This is a genomic window from Staphylococcus sp. HMSC072H03, from assembly GCF_001809305.1.
GTDB classification, from domain to species: domain Bacteria; phylum Bacillota; class Bacilli; order Staphylococcales; family Staphylococcaceae; genus Staphylococcus; species Staphylococcus hominis.
The window spans coordinates 14,760-30,374 of the sequence record NZ_KV796918.1; the positions used below are offsets into that span (position 1 = coordinate 14,760).

General features: G+C 29.7%; 14 protein-coding genes and 3 tRNA genes. 12 read left to right on the forward strand and 5 right to left on the reverse strand.

Annotation, left to right across the window (positions count from 1 at the left end):
- The first annotated feature begins 30 nt into the window (after positions 1-30).
- From HMPREF2578_RS10650 to yhaM, 3 genes are read left to right on the forward strand one after another with little or no spacing between them, the layout of a single operon-like run.
- Positions 31-1,227, forward strand: a complete 1,197-nt coding sequence (locus tag HMPREF2578_RS10650; RefSeq protein ID WP_017176391.1) for a DNA repair exonuclease — start codon at positions 31-33, stop codon at positions 1,225-1,227.
- On the forward strand, positions 1,217-4,153 hold the full coding sequence (locus HMPREF2578_RS10655) for an AAA family ATPase (protein WP_017176390.1): 2,937 nt from the start codon (positions 1,217-1,219) through the stop codon (positions 4,151-4,153). Before HMPREF2578_RS10650 ends, HMPREF2578_RS10655 begins: the two co-directional genes overlap by 11 nt.
- Positions 4,150-5,091 (forward strand): 3'-5' exoribonuclease YhaM, encoded by a 942-nt coding sequence (yhaM, locus tag HMPREF2578_RS10660; RefSeq protein WP_017176389.1) that lies wholly within the window; start codon positions 4,150-4,152, stop codon positions 5,089-5,091. The genes HMPREF2578_RS10655 and yhaM overlap by 4 nt, the downstream gene beginning before the upstream one ends.
- Positions 5,092-5,149: 58 nt before the next feature.
- Here yhaM and HMPREF2578_RS10665 read toward each other — a convergent pair whose 3' ends face one another.
- From HMPREF2578_RS10665 to HMPREF2578_RS10680, 4 genes are all read right to left on the reverse strand, one after another.
- A complete protein-coding gene (locus HMPREF2578_RS10665) occupies positions 5,150-6,109 on the reverse strand; it encodes a peptidylprolyl isomerase PrsA (RefSeq protein ID WP_017176388.1) in 960 nt (319 codons plus the stop codon).
- A gap of 224 nt (positions 6,110-6,333) precedes the next feature.
- A complete protein-coding gene (locus HMPREF2578_RS10670) occupies positions 6,334-6,891 on the reverse strand; it encodes a DUF3267 domain-containing protein (protein ID WP_017176387.1) in 558 nt (185 codons plus the stop codon).
- 199 nt (positions 6,892-7,090) lie between these two features.
- Positions 7,091-7,474: a YtxH domain-containing protein gene (locus tag HMPREF2578_RS10675; protein ID WP_002449632.1), complete on the reverse strand. Its 384-nt coding sequence runs from the start codon at positions 7,472-7,474 to the stop codon at positions 7,091-7,093.
- Positions 7,475-7,626: 152 nt separating this feature from the next.
- Positions 7,627-8,052 (reverse strand): HIT family protein, encoded by a 426-nt coding sequence (locus tag HMPREF2578_RS10680; RefSeq protein ID WP_017176386.1) that lies wholly within the window; start codon positions 8,050-8,052, stop codon positions 7,627-7,629.
- A 134-nt stretch (positions 8,053-8,186) separates the two neighbouring features.
- On the opposite strand from HMPREF2578_RS10680, the gene HMPREF2578_RS10685 reads away from it, so the two are divergent.
- Positions 8,187-8,924 carry an ABC transporter ATP-binding protein EcsA gene (locus tag HMPREF2578_RS10685; protein WP_017176385.1) on the forward strand — a complete coding sequence of 246 codons (738 nt, stop codon included), beginning with the start codon at positions 8,187-8,189 and terminating at the stop codon, positions 8,922-8,924.
- Complete coding sequence (locus HMPREF2578_RS10690; protein ID WP_017176384.1) at positions 8,921-10,144, forward strand: ABC transporter permease EcsB; 1,224 nt, start codon at positions 8,921-8,923, stop codon at positions 10,142-10,144. Before HMPREF2578_RS10685 ends, HMPREF2578_RS10690 begins: the two co-directional genes overlap by 4 nt.
- A gap of 55 nt (positions 10,145-10,199) precedes the next feature.
- Here the strand turns inward: HMPREF2578_RS10690 and HMPREF2578_RS10695 are convergent, their stop codons facing one another.
- Positions 10,200-10,700, reverse strand: a complete 501-nt coding sequence (locus HMPREF2578_RS10695) for an antibiotic biosynthesis monooxygenase (protein ID WP_017176383.1) — start codon at positions 10,698-10,700, stop codon at positions 10,200-10,202.
- 247 nt (positions 10,701-10,947) lie between these two features.
- On the opposite strand from HMPREF2578_RS10695, the gene hemE reads away from it, so the two are divergent.
- The 7 genes from hemE to HMPREF2578_RS10730 all read left to right on the forward strand — a co-directional run bounded on the left by hemE (position 10,948) and on the right by HMPREF2578_RS10730 (position 15,612).
- Positions 10,948-11,985 (forward strand): uroporphyrinogen decarboxylase, encoded by a 1,038-nt coding sequence (gene hemE, locus HMPREF2578_RS10700; protein WP_017176382.1) that lies wholly within the window; start codon positions 10,948-10,950, stop codon positions 11,983-11,985.
- Between the two features lie 45 nt (positions 11,986-12,030).
- Positions 12,031-12,954 carry a ferrochelatase gene (gene hemH, locus HMPREF2578_RS10705; RefSeq protein ID WP_017176381.1) on the forward strand — a complete coding sequence of 308 codons (924 nt, stop codon included), beginning with the start codon at positions 12,031-12,033 and terminating at the stop codon, positions 12,952-12,954.
- A gap of 17 nt (positions 12,955-12,971) precedes the next feature.
- Positions 12,972-14,366, forward strand: a complete 1,395-nt coding sequence (gene hemY, locus HMPREF2578_RS10710; protein WP_070508480.1) for a protoporphyrinogen oxidase — start codon at positions 12,972-12,974, stop codon at positions 14,364-14,366.
- 104 nt (positions 14,367-14,470) lie between these two features.
- The gene (locus tag HMPREF2578_RS10715; RefSeq protein WP_017176379.1) at positions 14,471-15,031 is read left to right on the forward strand and encodes an RBBP9/YdeN family alpha/beta hydrolase; all 561 of its coding nucleotides are present in this window, start codon (positions 14,471-14,473) and stop codon (positions 15,029-15,031) included.
- 323 nt (positions 15,032-15,354) lie between these two features.
- Positions 15,355-15,428 (forward strand) — tRNA-Met (locus tag HMPREF2578_RS10720).
- Between the two features lie 14 nt (positions 15,429-15,442).
- A tRNA-Asp gene (locus HMPREF2578_RS10725) sits at positions 15,443-15,518 on the forward strand.
- Positions 15,519-15,539: 21 nt separating this feature from the next.
- Positions 15,540-15,612: transfer RNA gene (locus HMPREF2578_RS10730), tRNA-Phe, on the forward strand.
- Positions 15,613-15,615: the final 3 nt, after the last annotated feature.

The following is a 15,615-nucleotide window of genomic DNA, read 5'->3' on the forward strand; positions in this document are numbered from 1 at the left end:
CCTTATCAAACAATTAAGGAGCTTAAATTAATGGTTAAATTTATTCACTGTGCAGATTTGCATCTTGATAGCCCTTTTAAATCTAAACAACAATTATCGACAAGTATTTTCAAAGATGTACAAAAAAGTGCCTATGAGAGCTTTAAAAAAATTGTAGATGTAGCATTAAAAGAAGATGTTGATTTTATGTTGATTGTAGGAGATTTATTTGATAGTGAAAATCGCACATTACGTGCTGAAATTTTTTTAAAAGAGCAATTTAAACGTCTAGAAAAAGAACAAATATTTGTATACATATGTCATGGGAATCATGATCCTTTAACAACTAGAATTACAGATAATTGGCCTAATAATGTATCAGTATTTTCAAATCGTGTTGAAACCTATCAAGCGATTACCAAAGCTGGAGAACAAATTTATATTCATGGTTTTAGTTATCAAAACAATACAAGTTATGAAAATAAAATTGATGAATATCCATCTAGTCAAGGAAGTAATGGTATACATATAGGAATGCTTCATGGAACTTATAGTAAATCTAACATAAAACAGCGTTATACTGAATTTATGTTAGAAGATCTTAATCATAAACTGTATCATTATTGGGCACTCGGTCACATTCATCAACGTCAAGAACTAAGTGATATGCCGCCTATTCACTATTCAGGTAACATTCAAGGTCGTCACTTTGGTGAATTAGGAACTAAAGGTTGTTTGCTTGTAGAAGGGGATCATCTACATCTTGAAACAACTTTTATCCCAACTCAGTTTATACGTTTTGAAGAAGCTACAATTAAGACTGATAAAATTTCAAAACAAGGTATCTATGAGGAAATTCAAAAGTTTAAGAAACAAGTTCGTGAACAAGGTAAAGCATTTTATAGATTGACGATTAATATAGATAATGACAAAATTTTATCAACACAAGATATTCTTCAAATAAGAGAAATGATTAGTGAATATGAAGAAAATGAACATGATTTTATTGTCATTGAAGATATGATTCTTAATTATATACAGAATGAAGAAACACCTCTTATAAATGAATTTTCTAATGAACTCATAAACGATGACAAAGTGTTTGAAGAGGCAATGACAGATTTATATTTAAATCCAAGAGCTTCAAAATATTTAGAAGACTACACCACTTTCAATAAGGCAAAACTCATTCATCGAGCTGAGAAAATATTGAAAGCAGATATGAGAGGTGAAGAAATTGATTATTAAATCACTTGAAATATACGGTTATGGTCAATTCGTACAACGTAAGATTGAATTAAATCAGACTTTTACCGAAATTTATGGGGAAAATGAAGCAGGTAAATCAACCATACAATCATTTATTCATTCAATTTTATTTGGTTTTCCCACAAAGAAAGAAAAAGAACCGCGTTTAGAACCTAGATTGGGAAATCAGTATGGGGGCAAGCTAACGCTTATTTTAGATGACAAATCAGAAATTGAAGTTGAGCGTGTAAAAGGTAGTGCTCAAGGTGACGTAAAAGTTTATTTAGAAAATGGATTGATAAGAGATGAAGCATGGCTTAAGAAGAAATTAAACTATATTTCAAAAAAGACATATCAAGGAATATTTTCATTTAATGTACTTGGTTTACAAGATATACATCGAAATTTAGATGAACAACAATTACAAAGCTATTTATTAGAAGCTGGTGCTTTAGGATCTTCTGAATTTACATCTATGGGGCAAATTGTTAATCAGAAAAAAACTACGCTTTATAAAAAAGCTGGAAAGAACCCAATTCTAAATCAACAAATTGAAGAACTAAAACAATTAGAAGCACAAATAAGAGATGAAGAAACCAAATTAGACGAATATCAACGTCTTATAGATGAAAAAGATAAATCAGAACGCCATCTTTCTCATTTAAAAGAAAATCTTAAGCAATTATCAAAAATGCATGAAAATAAGCAAAAGCAGTTAGGACTTCATGCTCATGCGCAAGAATGGAAATCGCTTGAGCATCATTTAAATATCGAACCGTTGAAATTCCCAGAGCAAGGTATTGAACGATATGAAACTGCATTAAAATATAAACAATCACTTGATCGAGATATAGGATTAAGGGATGAGAAGATAAGACAACTAGAAAATGAATTTAATTTAATTCAGATGCCTGATGATAGAACTGTGAGTGATATGTATCATCTTTATCAACAAGAGAGTGATATCAAGCAATCTGAATTAAAAGCTAAGGCTTTAAAAAAGGAAATAGAAACTTTCGAACGTTCTCAGCAAACATTAAAAGATGATATCGGTTGGAATGAAGTTTATCATGAAGCGGATACTTCTGAAACAATGAAAGATTATATAAGTGAAAAAATTAAAAATCATAATCACCAATTAAATCAAAAGCAACAAGTTGAACGTATGATTGGTGAGCATAATATTGAAAAAAAGGAAATTGAAAAGGAAATTAAGTTATTAGAAAGTGAACTAGTTTCTGAAACAGCACTTGAAAAGAAAAAAGAATATAATCAGCAAAAAATAGAATTACATGAAAAAGAAAGTTTATACTCAAAATTAAAAGCTTCCTTTGAATCAGAAAAAGAAAGAAAACAAAAGCAATATCAATGGTTGAAAATCAGCTTTATCATTTTGGCTTTGATGAGTGCTGGTTTGACTATTTTTGCATTTATTACAACTAGTATCACTTTTAGTATTATTTTTGCAATTCTCACTGTGATATTTTTAGTAGGTTTATTCTTTAGTAAAAATAAAGATATTGATTATAGTGAAACAATTAGTGAGGAAATTAGTGATTTAGAACAACAACTTAAAGCACTCGAAGATAAATACGATTTAGATTTTAATCTAGATGATCAGTACCAATTGCGTGAACGTTGGAATAATGCTAATAATACTAAATCAGTACTTTCTAATAAACTTAATCATCAACATTCGATTTTATCAGATATTCAGTCTTCAATTGATGCATTAGCACAGGATATTTCTGAAATCAAACAAGACATTAAAGTATCTGATAAAATGTCAGATGAACGTTTAGTAGATAGTTTGAAAACAATGAATCAACTTAAAGTTAATGATAAACAACTTAATAAATTATTATTAGAGAACATAGAGTTAAATCAAAATTTAATTAACTTCTATGAGCATGCTCAAGATGTTACTAAAGATAGTTTCGACGAGTTTAATAAAATTTCATTATTTAATGATTTGAAAGGTTGGATTTCTCAGTATGAAAGTAAAAAAGAAAAGAAATCTCAATTGCAAAATCAATTAACCCTATTAAGTAAAGAATTAAAACAGTTAGAAAGTCGTTTGGATGAAAATAAAACGACTATAAACGAGTTGTTTAAATATATTGAAGTTCAAAATGAAGAGCAGTATTATCAACATTACGAAGCTTATCAACGTTATCAACAACAACTATCACGATTCAATGATTTATCTACTTATTTGAGTAATCACGAATTCTCTTATGAAGATAGTTCTGTTTTAAGTGAAAAAACAACTGCTCAATTAGAAGAAGAAGATCAAATGTTAGCTCAACAAGTTGATGATTATAATGATAAATATTTGGAGAAACAAACTGAAGTGAGTGAACTTTCTGCACGTATTAATCAAATGGAAACAGATAAAACACTATCTCAATTGCGTCATCAATATTATAATTTAAAAAATAGAATGAATGATATTGCTAAAGATTGGGCGAGCTTAAGTTATCTTGAGACACTAATTAATGAGCACATTAAACAAATTAAAGATAAACGACTACCATATGTGATAGATGAAGCCATTAATATTTTCAAAACATTAACTGATGGTAAATATAATCTAATTACTTATGAAAATGATTCAATTAAAGTTAAACATCGAAATGGACAAATGTATCATCCACTTGAATTAAGTCAATCAACGAAAGAGTTGCTATATATTTCATTGAGACTTAGTTTAATTAAGGTGTTGAAACCATATTATCCATTCCCAATTATCATTGATGATGCATTCGTACATTTTGATAAACAAAGAAAATCAATGATGTTAAACTATTTAAGAGAATTATCTCAAGAACATCAAGTATTGTACTTTACTTGTACAAAAGATACTACGATTCCTTCTCGAGAAATGCTGATATTAAATAAAAAAGAGGAAGGCGGGAAACGATGAGAAACGTAGAAAAATTAAATCCTGGTGATTCGGTGGAGAATTTTTTCTTAATCCACAGAGCGACACAAGGTGTAACAGCACAAGGTAAAGACTATATGACATTATATCTTCAAGATAAAAGTGGAGATATTGAAGCTAAACTATGGACTGTCACAAAAGATGATATGAAAATCCTTAAACCAGAAATAATTGTATGGGTAAAAGGGGATGTTATTAACTATCGTGGCCGTAAACAAATGAAAGTCAATCAATTTCGATTAGCAACAGCAGAAGATGGAGTGAAAACTCAAGACTTTGTAGATGGTGCGCCACTTTCACCTAACGAAATTCAAGATGAGTTATCACATTTTATCTTAGAAATTGAAAATGCACATTTACAACGTATTACACGTCATTTATTAAAAAAATATCAAGATAAATTCTTTACTTATCCTGCAGCAAGTTCTCATCATCATAACTTTGCAGGAGGATTAAGCTATCATGTATTAACGATGTTAAAAATTGCAAAATCATTGTGTGATATCTACCCATTATTAAATAGAAGTTTGTTATATAGCGCGATTATTTTACACGATATTGGTAAAGTAAGAGAATTAAGTGGACCAGTTGCAACAACGTATACGGTAGAAGGTAATTTGCTTGGACATATTTCAATAGCAAGTGATGAAGTTGCTGAGGCGGCAAAAGAACTTGGTATTGATAGTGAAGAAGTCATGTTATTGCGACATATGATTTTAGCACACCATGGAAAAATGGAGTTTGGTTCTCCTAAATTGCCACATCTAAAAGAAGCAGAAATTTTATTCTTTATTGACAATATTGATGCAAAAATGAATATGTTCGATAAAGCATTTAAGAAAACTGAAAAAGGACAATTTACTGAAAGAATCTTTGGTATGGATAACCGTCAATTTTATAATCCAGAGAAATTAGATTAATATTAATAGACGAAAAAAGGTCGGAACATATTGTTCCGACCTTTTTGATTTATGAAAATTATGAAGATAATCCTGATGAAGCACTACTACTTTGTTGTTCTTTTAATTTTTCTGGATTAAGTATAGTATCTTCTACAGATTTTTTAATATCGCTATCTTTATAATCTACGTTGTATTCTTTCAATAAGTCTTTATAAGCATTTGTCAATAGTTTTGGATTTTTTTGAACTTTTTGTTCAATAATTTTTGTTTTTAATTGAGATTTTTGTTTATTAAAGTCATCTTCTTTATCAGCTTTGATAATGTGATAGCCGTATTCTGTTTTAACAATGTCAGAAATTTGACCTTCTTTTAGTTTAAATAAAGCTTTATCAAATTTATCGACCATTTGTCCTTTAATAACATAACCTAATGACCCGCCTTTTTTAGCTGAAGCAGAATCCATTGATTCTTTTTTGGCAATGTCATCAAATTTATTTGGATTTTTTTCAACTTCTTTTTGAATTTTTTCAGCTTTTGCTTTTGCTTTTTTATCTGATAAACCTTCTTTATCACTATCAGATTTAACTTTAATTAAAATGTGTGATGCTTTCTTAGTATCATCTTTTATTTCTTTGTCAGACACTTTAACTTTATCATTAAGTAATTGTTTTTGGTAAGCAGATAGTCTTTTCTGTTCTTTGTAATCATCAAGGGTCATACCCTGTTGTTTTAGCATACTTTCAAATTGATCTTTACCACCATATTGTTTTTCTTCTTTTTTAATATCATCATCGATACGCTTAGTATCTACTTTGTCTTTATATTTATCAGCTAATATTTTATTTAACTCAATACTAAATGATGTGCTAGCAATTTGATCTTTACCAATTTTATCCATAACATCTTTAACGGTTACATTACCAGCTTTTGAAGAAATTAATGTATTATCTTTAGAATCTGTAGAATCAGAACTACATCCTCCAAGTAATAAAACACCTGCTGTAACAGGGACAATGAGTTTATTCATAATTTTCATAGTTGATAGCTCCTTTTTGTATGTTAACAAAGTTACTATAACATAATATAATTATTCCACCAATTAATAAAAGGTGATTTACAACTAAAGTATTAGATGAAAAATAATTTAAAAAAAGTCTACGATATCATTCAATATCATAGACTTTTTAATATATTCAAAATAACCAGTAGACTGTATTTTAATTTTGAGTGAATACGTTTATAATTACCCTTCTTTATATATTAGAACTTTGAATGGAATGGCACTTTTGTCAGTAAATTAATGCCTGTTTGGTGTTCTTCAACAAATTGTCCTTCTTTTGAAAAAAGAATAATTTTTAAATATAAAAAATCCATAACTGATAAACCAAGATTTAAGGCAAATAAGAACATAAAATAATGTCCATAACTTGGAAAATGATAAGTTAGGAAAATTAAAATGCTTGTAATTATTAAAAATGGCAAAATAAGATTAATGCAAAAATAAAACTTGCGGACAGGCGTATTCACATACGTATTAAAATAAGGAAGCCATTTTTTCTTATTTAACTTGTGCCATCTAAACGCATGAATATAAGGTAAAAAGAAGAATAAATGTATTGTTTTGTGAATAGGGTACATAAGAATGATAAATAATATTAGAAGTAAAAAGTATTTATCTGATAAAGGCGTTTTTACAAAATAATACATAATCTCATAACTAACTAAAAACGCAATAATAGTTGTTACAATACTTAAAAACGCAATTCTTGGAACACCAAATCGCGCATGGATATCTATATGACGTTTACATAAAAACATAACTCCACCTCGAAAATAGGTCGTTTAATATACGATAGGTATTATCTAACTAACTTGAGTTATCGTCAAGACAATTTTTAATAGCTATTGTAATATAGAGCAATGTTTTTATATTAGATTGTATATTTATAAAAAAAGCCATAAAGAAATCTATTAATATAAATTTCTTCATAGCCAAATTGAGCTCAATGTTAGAGTTCTATTTGTTATTATTCTTATCTTCTGAAAATGTATTACTAATTTCTTCGCCACGATTTTGAAGATTTTCAATATGAGATTTTAATTTTTCAATATTAGGATTGATATCAGATTTAAAATCTCCGATTAAAGTCTTAAATTCGTTAGCAATGTCGCTACCTTGTTGTACACCGTCATTTTTCACTTGCTTACTATAATCAATAATATTATAGAAACTACGTTTAATTGTTTCGATTTCTCGTTCTAATTCTGAGCGAGCACCAGTAGGAACTTTTTGTCCAGAGGCATTAGCATTATATCTTTGTTGATCACGATTCATCCATGATACAGCAATACCAGAAGCAAGTCCCACACCGATACCAAATAATACACGTGTAACTTTCATTTTTTATTCTCCTCACTATTATGTCGATTATAGAATAAATCATATCATTTTATGAAGTAAGTAACGATTGACTTAAGCTACTTACTATAATTATTACATTGACATATTGATTTCATTTTATATTACCCATAAATGATATTCAATATGCAGAATTATTCAAATTGAGCTTTAATTTGTTCAGCAATATCTTTTTTCTGTTCATCGCTAATTTCATTTTCATGAGTTTCCCATTGATAACCAAAACCATCGATATCATTTTTATATCGAGGTAGGAAATGGAAATGCAAATGAAATACTGACTGATCAGCATATTCACCATTATTTTGAATAATGTTTAATCCATCAGGTTGAAATGCTTTTTTAATGGCATTTGCTACTTTTGGAATAGCAGCTCCAATGTGTTTCATTGTTTCTTCATCAGTTTCAAAAATATTAGGAGAAGCTTTCTTCGGAATTAAAAGTGTGTGTCCTTTAGTAACTTGAGAAATATCTAAAAATGCATAAACATAATCGTTCTCATAAACCTTATAGCTTGGAATTTCACCAGTAAGAATTTTACCAAAAACAGTTTCTGACATAATTAAATGCACTCCTTTAACCTATTTTTACTCATTATTATAACATTGTTATTTTAAAAATTCGCTAATGAGTTATAGCAAACCTTAGTAGTTATATAATGATTTTGGTACAATATAACTCATGGAGGTGCCTTATGACAGTTAAAGTTGAACATTTAACAGGAGGATATGGTAAACGTCCTGTTATTGAAAATATAAATTTTGAATTAAAAAAAGGTGAAATAGTAGGATTAATTGGTCTCAATGGCGCTGGAAAAAGTACGACCATTAAGCACATGCTTGGATTATTAACGCCAATGGAAGGAACACTTTCTATTTCAGATACCAATATTAATGATGATATCGAAATCTACCGTCGTAAACTATCATATATTCCTGAATCACCAGTCATTTATGAAGAATTAACATTAGAAGAACATATAGTCATGACTGCTATGGCTTATCAAATAAGTAAGGAAGAAGCAATGAAACGTGCGCGTCCTCTACTAAAAACATTTAGACTTGAAAATGAACTTAATGTTTTTCCTAGCCATTTTTCAAAAGGAATGAAACAAAAAGTAATGATTATATGCGCATTTATTGTCGATCCTGAACTTTATATTATTGATGAACCATTTCTTGGTTTGGATCCATTAGGTATACAATCCATGCTTGATTTGATGGTTGAAAAGAAAAATGAAGGGCGTACAGTACTAATGAGTACCCATATTCTTGCAACTGCTGAAAGATATTGTGATCGATTCATTATTTTAGATAAAGGAAAAGTGGTTGCTTTTGGAAATTTAGAGGAACTACGAGAACAAACGGGTCTTAAAGATCAAACTCTTGATGATATTTATATCCATGTTACGCAAGGTGGTCAAACGACATGAATAATGAAGCCATAGCATTATTTAAACAACGTTATGACGCAATAAAAAAAGAAAAACATTATTATAATAAATTTATTTTTAATGGTCACTTTACTGTATTCTTAGTTATTTTATTAGGAGCCTTCATATTAGGTTATGGTCAATGGTTACAACATATTCCTAAAAATATAGATTATGCATTCTTAGCAAGTATTGTAATTGCTTTAACTTCAATCTTTCCATTTCGAACATTTTTAAAAGATGCTGACAAGTTATTTTTGCTTCCTTTTGAGAAGAATATGGAAGATTATATAAAATTAGGCCTAAGATATAGTTATTTTAACCGTATAATATTACAAATAGTGTTATTAATTGTATTATTTCCATTGTTTTATAAGCTTAATCAACAATTAGTTGTATCTTATATCGTGATGAGTGTTTTAGCGCTTATTCATCCTATTTTAGGACTACGCTTAAAATGGCAATGGTATCGTGCGAGATTGTCTCAATGGATATTAAATGTCTTAATATTTTCACTTAATTTTATAACGTATTATCTAATTTTAGGGAAACAATTATATTTTGCCATTTTATTAACAATAATTTTCTTTGGCATGGCGTACCTTATACCTAAATTTAAGAGTCTTACGTTATTTCCATGGGAACAGTTGATTTCAGTAGAAGAAAGACATCATACAAATTATTATAAATTTGTAAATATGTTTACAGATGTTAAGCATTTAAAAGAAAATGCAGCAAGACGCAAATATTTAGATTTTCTTTTACCCACACCCAAAGGACGTCGTTTTAATTCGCACAATATGTATCTTTATTTATTTGTGAGAAGTTTTGTAAGAGGAAAAGATGCATTAAGTATTATTCTTCGACTTGTTGTCATTGCACTTGTACTTATGATTTGGCTGTCTCATCCACTTGTTTCTATTATTATTGGTAGTTTATTTATGTATATTATTTTATTGCAAATGTCTCAGTTTTATACGCAGCAAGCGTATGGACTATGGCCTCAGGTTTGGCCTGTATCAGATAGTGAAGTGATCAAAGGATATGAAAAATTCTTATATCGCCTTATGATTATGATAGGTATTATTTTCGCAATCATTTTTATCATCTTTTATATAAAATACTTCTTTTTTGCAATTGTATTCTTTATTGTAGGATGGTTAACGATTAGAAGTACGATTAAAAAATTGCAATATCAGGAAACTTTATTAAGAGATTAAAAAAAGAGGGAACTTAAGATGTATTAAACACATACTTAAGCTTCCTCTTTTTATGTTAATCATTAATAGGATATAAATATCTTTCAAAATAACTTGAATGTTGACTGCTTGAGCCAAAATAATGTCTTAATGCTTCTTTAGAAAAATAATCATTAAACATATCAGATGATTTAAAATCTTCGTATGTTTGACGATTAGCGAAGCCAAAGTAAATTTTATAAGTAGTACCTTCTTCAGGTCGTAAGAAACGATAGCTTTTAAAACCAGCAAATTGACTGAAATCTAAATTCAAATTCGAAAGACGTTTTTCTAGTTGATTGACATGATCTTCTGAACTTGGAATGAAGATAGCTGAATAGAAATGTTGATGATTAAGCTCATTGATTTCATTAACAACTTCATAAGTAGTAGGGTGTTTAAGTATAGATTTATCTTCGGATTCTTCAATAATGACTGAAGAATCATTAGTTGAATAAATAAACAGATGATTTTCAGGATGATTTAAACGAATTTGATTTAAATAGTCATAAGTTCCATAAGTTGTATATATTTTCATAAGCCATACCTCCTTTATTTATGTATATTATACGATTAAATGATAAGACTAGCTATTATAAATAATTTAAATAAGAAAATAAATTGTGAATAATTTATTTAAATCAATTCACTTATAATTACAAATTTAAAATTAAAGAATAGATAGACGTGCTTTGTCATTTTTATGACATTTAATATTTAAGAAACGCGAAATCTTTTATGTTGTGATATTATGAATAAGAATGATTTTAATTTAGGAGGATAAAATGGTGCATAAAAAAAATAATACAATTTTACAAACAATTAAAGGGGAATCAACCTCACACACACCTGTGTGGTTTATGCGCCAAGCTGGCAGATCACAACCAGAATATCGCAAATTAAAAGAAAAGTATTCACTTTTTGATATTACACATCAACCAGAACTTTGTGCATATGTAACACATCTACCTGTTGATAATTACAATACTGATGCAGCTGTGTTATATAAAGATATTATGACACCACTTAAACCTATCGGAGTAGATGTTGAAATTCAATCTGGTATAGGTCCTGTAATCCACAATCCCATTAAATCTATGAAAGATGTGGAAAAATTAACTCAAATTGATCCTAAAAGAGATGTGCCTTATGTGTTAGAAACAATTAAAATTCTAACTGAAGAAAAGTTAAATGTACCTTTAATTGGATTTACGGGTGCTCCCTTTACATTAGCATCTTATATGATTGAAGGTGGACCTTCTAAAAACTACACATTTACTAAGGCAATGATGTATGGCGATGAAGAGACTTGGTTTGCTTTAATGAATCATCTTGTAGACGTTTCAATTAAATATGTAACAGCTCAAGTTGAAGCAGGTGCAGAATTGATTCAAATTTTTGATTCATGGGTAGGCGCACTTAATGTACAGGATTATCGATATTATATAAAACCATCTATGGATCGTTTAGTCCGTGGAATTAAAGAACATCATAATATTCCTGTTATATTATTTGGTGTAGGGGCTAGTCATCTCATTAATGAATGGAATGATTTGCCAATTGATGTTTTAGGTTTAGACTGGCGTACATCTATTTTGAAAGCGGATCAATTAGGTGTAAATAAAACATTACAAGGTAATTTAGATCCTTCATTACTACTAGCACCATGGGATGTATTAGAAAAAAGAGTTAAAGCAATACTTGATGAAGGAATGCAAAGAGGTAAACATATATTTAACTTAGGTCATGGCGTTTTCCCAGAAGTTCAACCAGATACACTTAAAAAAGTAACACAACTGGTTCATGACTATACGCAAAAATAAAATTAGAATCATAAAAATTTATTTTTAAAAGGGAAGGTTTTAAGAATGACTAAAACAGTAGGTTTATTAGTAATGGCATATGGTACGCCATATAAAGAAAGTGATATTGAACCATATTACACAGATATACGACATGGTAAAAGACCAACAGAAGAAGAACTTCAAGATTTAAAAAATCGTTATGAATTTATAGGTGGTCTTTCTCCACTTGCAGGAACGACAGATCGTCAAGCTAAAGCACTTACAGATGCACTTAATAAAACATATGATGATGTAGAATTTAAATTATATTTAGGATTGAAACATATTTCTCCTTATATTGAAGAAGCAGTTGAAAAAATGCATAATGATGGTATTACAGAGGCTGTTACAGTCGTATTAGCTCCCCATTATTCAAGTTTTTCAATAGGTTCATATAATAAACGTGCTAAAGAAGAAGCGGATAAATATGGTATACAACTACATCATGTTGAACGTTATTATCAACAACCTAAATTTATTGAATACTGGACAAATAAAGTAAATGAAACATTAGCTGAAATTCCAGAAGAAGAACATGATGAAACAATTTTAATCGTGTCTGCGCACAGTTTACCTAAAGGATTAATAGAACGTAATAATGATCCTTATCCTAATGAAATTAAAGATACTATGGATCGTTTAGAAGCTTCTACAAATATTAAACATGTAGCGCAAGGTTGGCAGTCAGAGGGTAATACAGGTACGCCTTGGTTAGGACCTGATGTACAAGATTTAACAAGAGAATTATACAATGAACATCATTATAAAAACTTTATTTATACACCAGTTGGATTTGTTTGTGAACATCTTGAAGTACTTTACGATAATGATTATGAGTGTAAAGTTGTTTGCGATGACATTGGTGCTAATTACTATCGACCAGAAATGCCTAATACAAATCCATTATTTATAGGTGCGATTGTCGACGAAATTAAAACAGTTTTTTAAAAAGGAAGGGACATGTTGTGAGTAAAAAAGTTGCAATTATAGGTGCTGGCATTACAGGTCTAGCCAGTGCATATTATTTTAAACATTACAATGAAGACATAGATGTAACTATTTTTGAAGCAACTTCAAGACCTGGAGGTAAAATTCAAACTTATCGACGCGATGGTTATACTATTGAACTTGGTCCAGAATCCTACTTAGGTCGAAAAACGATCATGACAGATTTAGCAAAAGATATAGGTCTTGAAGATGATTTAATTACGAATCAAACAGGACAATCCTACATTTTTGCTAAGAACCAATTGTATCCTATTCCAGGCGGATCAATTATGGGAATTCCAACAGATATTAAACCTTTCTTAAAAACACGTTTAATTTCCCCTTTAGGAAAATTAAGAGCAGGATTAGATTTAGTTATTCCGCCTATTAAAATAGAAAATGATATTTCGGTTGGTGAATTCTTCAGAAAACGTTTAGGAAACGAAATACTGGAAAATTTGATTGAGCCCCTTATGGGAGGAATTTATGGAACAGATATTGATCAATTAAGTTTGATGAGTACATTTCCTAATTTCAAGTATAAAGAAGAATCATATGGTAGTTTAATTAAAGGAATGAAAGATGAAAAACGCGAACGTACAAGAAAACGTCAGCTTTATCCAGGTGCTCCTAAAGGACAATTCAAACAATTTAGACATGGGCTAAGTTCATTTATTGAAGCACTAGCTAAAAATGTTGAACAAAAAGGTGTACACTTCAAATATAATACACCAGTAGAAGATATTCATATTCATAATGATAATTATGAGATTGTTACACATAATAGTCGAAAGACGTTTGATGGTTTACTTGTTACGACACCGCATCAAACGTTTATGAAATGGTTTAATCATGATTCAGCATTTAAATACTTTAATACTATGGATTCTACTACAGTTGCAACGGTTGTATTTGCATTTGATGAGAAAAATATCGAAAATACCTATAATGGTACTGGATTTGTCATTGCAAGAACCAGTCATACTGATATTACTGCATGTACTTGGACGACTAAAAAGTGGCCGTTTACTACACCAAAAGGTAAAGTATTATTACGTGCGTATGTAGGAAAACCTGGCGATACGGTTGTAGATGACCATACTGATGAAGAAATTGTAAATATCGCACGTCGAGATTTAAGTAAAATGATGACGTTTAAAGGTGATCCAGATTTTACCATAGTGAATCGATTACCAAAAAGTATGCCACAGTATCATATCGGTCATATGACTCAAATTCGCAATATACAAAATCATGTAAAACGTCAATATAACGGGTTACGCATTACCGGTGCACCTTTTGAAGCGGTAGGTTTACCTGATTGTATTCAACAAGGCAAAAATGCTGTTGAAGAATTAATAGACGAGTTATAAATAAAGCATAGTAAATAGGCACTTTTTAGAGGTTACATTTGTCTCTTTAAAGTGCTTTATTTTAAAATAAATAGTCATTATTAAGAAGAAAAGGAGAATAAAAAATGACAGATGTAATTATTGTTCATTCACAAATAGGAAATGCACAAAATCATTGGTATCAATGGTTAAAACATAACTTAGCACTCGAAGGATATAATGTACAATTGTTTAATTTAGATAAAGCGGATAATAAAAAATTAGATATGTGGCTAAAAACTATGAAACAACAAATTAAAATCAATCATCCCGATACGTATGTTGTAACACATGGCTATGGTTCAATCGCTGCTTTGAAATTTATTGAACAATTAGATTTAAAACGTCCAATAGAAGGCTTTTTTAGTATTGCTGGATTTAAAGAAGATGCTCAAGACATCGATGAATCTGTTAATTTAGATCATATTACCATTGATTATGATGAAGTTAAGAAAAAGGTGAAACACTTTCACGGTCTCGCTTCAAAAGATGATGAACATGTATCTTATAAAGAAACTGAAAAGTTATTACAAGCTTTAGGAGGATCAATTCGAATTGTTGAAGAAGGAGGGCACTTCCTAGAAGAAGAAGGCTTTGTTTCTTTCAGTGAATTACAAGAAAAAATGCAAAAATATATGACACAATAATGTTAGAGCGGGAAAGTATCAAATAGTAATATAAAGAGTAATAATAATTATGAGATTTTATACCCAAATTATCCCATAAAATAAAATTTTTTAAGTGTAGCGTTTTTTTACACAAATTAATTTATAATTTTTATTGACTATATAGGTGTTAATATATATACTAATAAAGTATTGAAAAAAGCACTAATTAAAAAATAATTATCTCATAATTATTTAAATTTATAATTAACGTATTGTAAAAATTATTTTAAAAAAGTGTTGACATTACAGTGGCTTAAATGATATATTAATTAAGTACTCATTTGAAGTGCTAATAATATTGGCGCGGGATGGAGCAGTTCGGTAGCTCGTCGGGCTCATAACCCGAAGGTCGGTGGTTCAAATCCGCCTCCCGCAATACATAATTTTATAGGTCTCGTAGTGTAGCGGTTAACACGCCTGCCTGTCACGCAGGAGATCGCGGGTTCGATTCCCGTCGAGACCGCCATTACTTTTGACTTATGATTAAGGTTCAGTAGCTCAGTTGGTAGAGCAATGGATTGAAGCTCCATGTGTCGGCAGTTCGACTCTGTCCTGAACCATTT

What these genes read in the sequence shown, in the direction of transcription:
- HMPREF2578_RS10685 (WP_017176385.1), top strand. Translation starts at nt 8,187, where the DNA reads ATGACAGTTAAAGTTGAACATTTAACAGGAGGATATGGTAAACGTCCT.
- HMPREF2578_RS10680 (WP_017176386.1), bottom strand. Translation starts at nt 8,052, where the DNA reads ATGTCAGAAACTGTTTTTGGTAAAATTCTTACTGGTGAAATTCCAAGC.
- HMPREF2578_RS10715 (WP_017176379.1), top strand. Translation starts at nt 14,471, where the DNA reads ATGACAGATGTAATTATTGTTCATTCACAAATAGGAAATGCACAAAAT.
- HMPREF2578_RS10695 (WP_017176383.1), bottom strand. Translation starts at nt 10,700, where the DNA reads ATGAAAATATATACAACTTATGGAACTTATGACTATTTAAATCAAATT.
- hemE (WP_017176382.1), top strand. Translation starts at nt 10,948, where the DNA reads ATGGTGCATAAAAAAAATAATACAATTTTACAAACAATTAAAGGGGAA.
- hemH (WP_017176381.1), top strand. Translation starts at nt 12,031, where the DNA reads ATGACTAAAACAGTAGGTTTATTAGTAATGGCATATGGTACGCCATAT.
- HMPREF2578_RS10665 (WP_017176388.1), bottom strand. Translation starts at nt 6,109, where the DNA reads ATGAAAATTATGAATAAACTCATTGTCCCTGTTACAGCAGGTGTTTTA.
- HMPREF2578_RS10650 (WP_017176391.1), top strand. Translation starts at nt 31, where the DNA reads ATGGTTAAATTTATTCACTGTGCAGATTTGCATCTTGATAGCCCTTTT.
- HMPREF2578_RS10670 (WP_017176387.1), bottom strand. Translation starts at nt 6,891, where the DNA reads ATGTTTTTATGTAAACGTCATATAGATATCCATGCGCGATTTGGTGTT.
- HMPREF2578_RS10675 (WP_002449632.1), bottom strand. Translation starts at nt 7,474, where the DNA reads ATGAAAGTTACACGTGTATTATTTGGTATCGGTGTGGGACTTGCTTCT.
- yhaM (WP_017176389.1), top strand. Translation starts at nt 4,150, where the DNA reads ATGAGAAACGTAGAAAAATTAAATCCTGGTGATTCGGTGGAGAATTTT.
- HMPREF2578_RS10690 (WP_017176384.1), top strand. Translation starts at nt 8,921, where the DNA reads ATGAATAATGAAGCCATAGCATTATTTAAACAACGTTATGACGCAATA.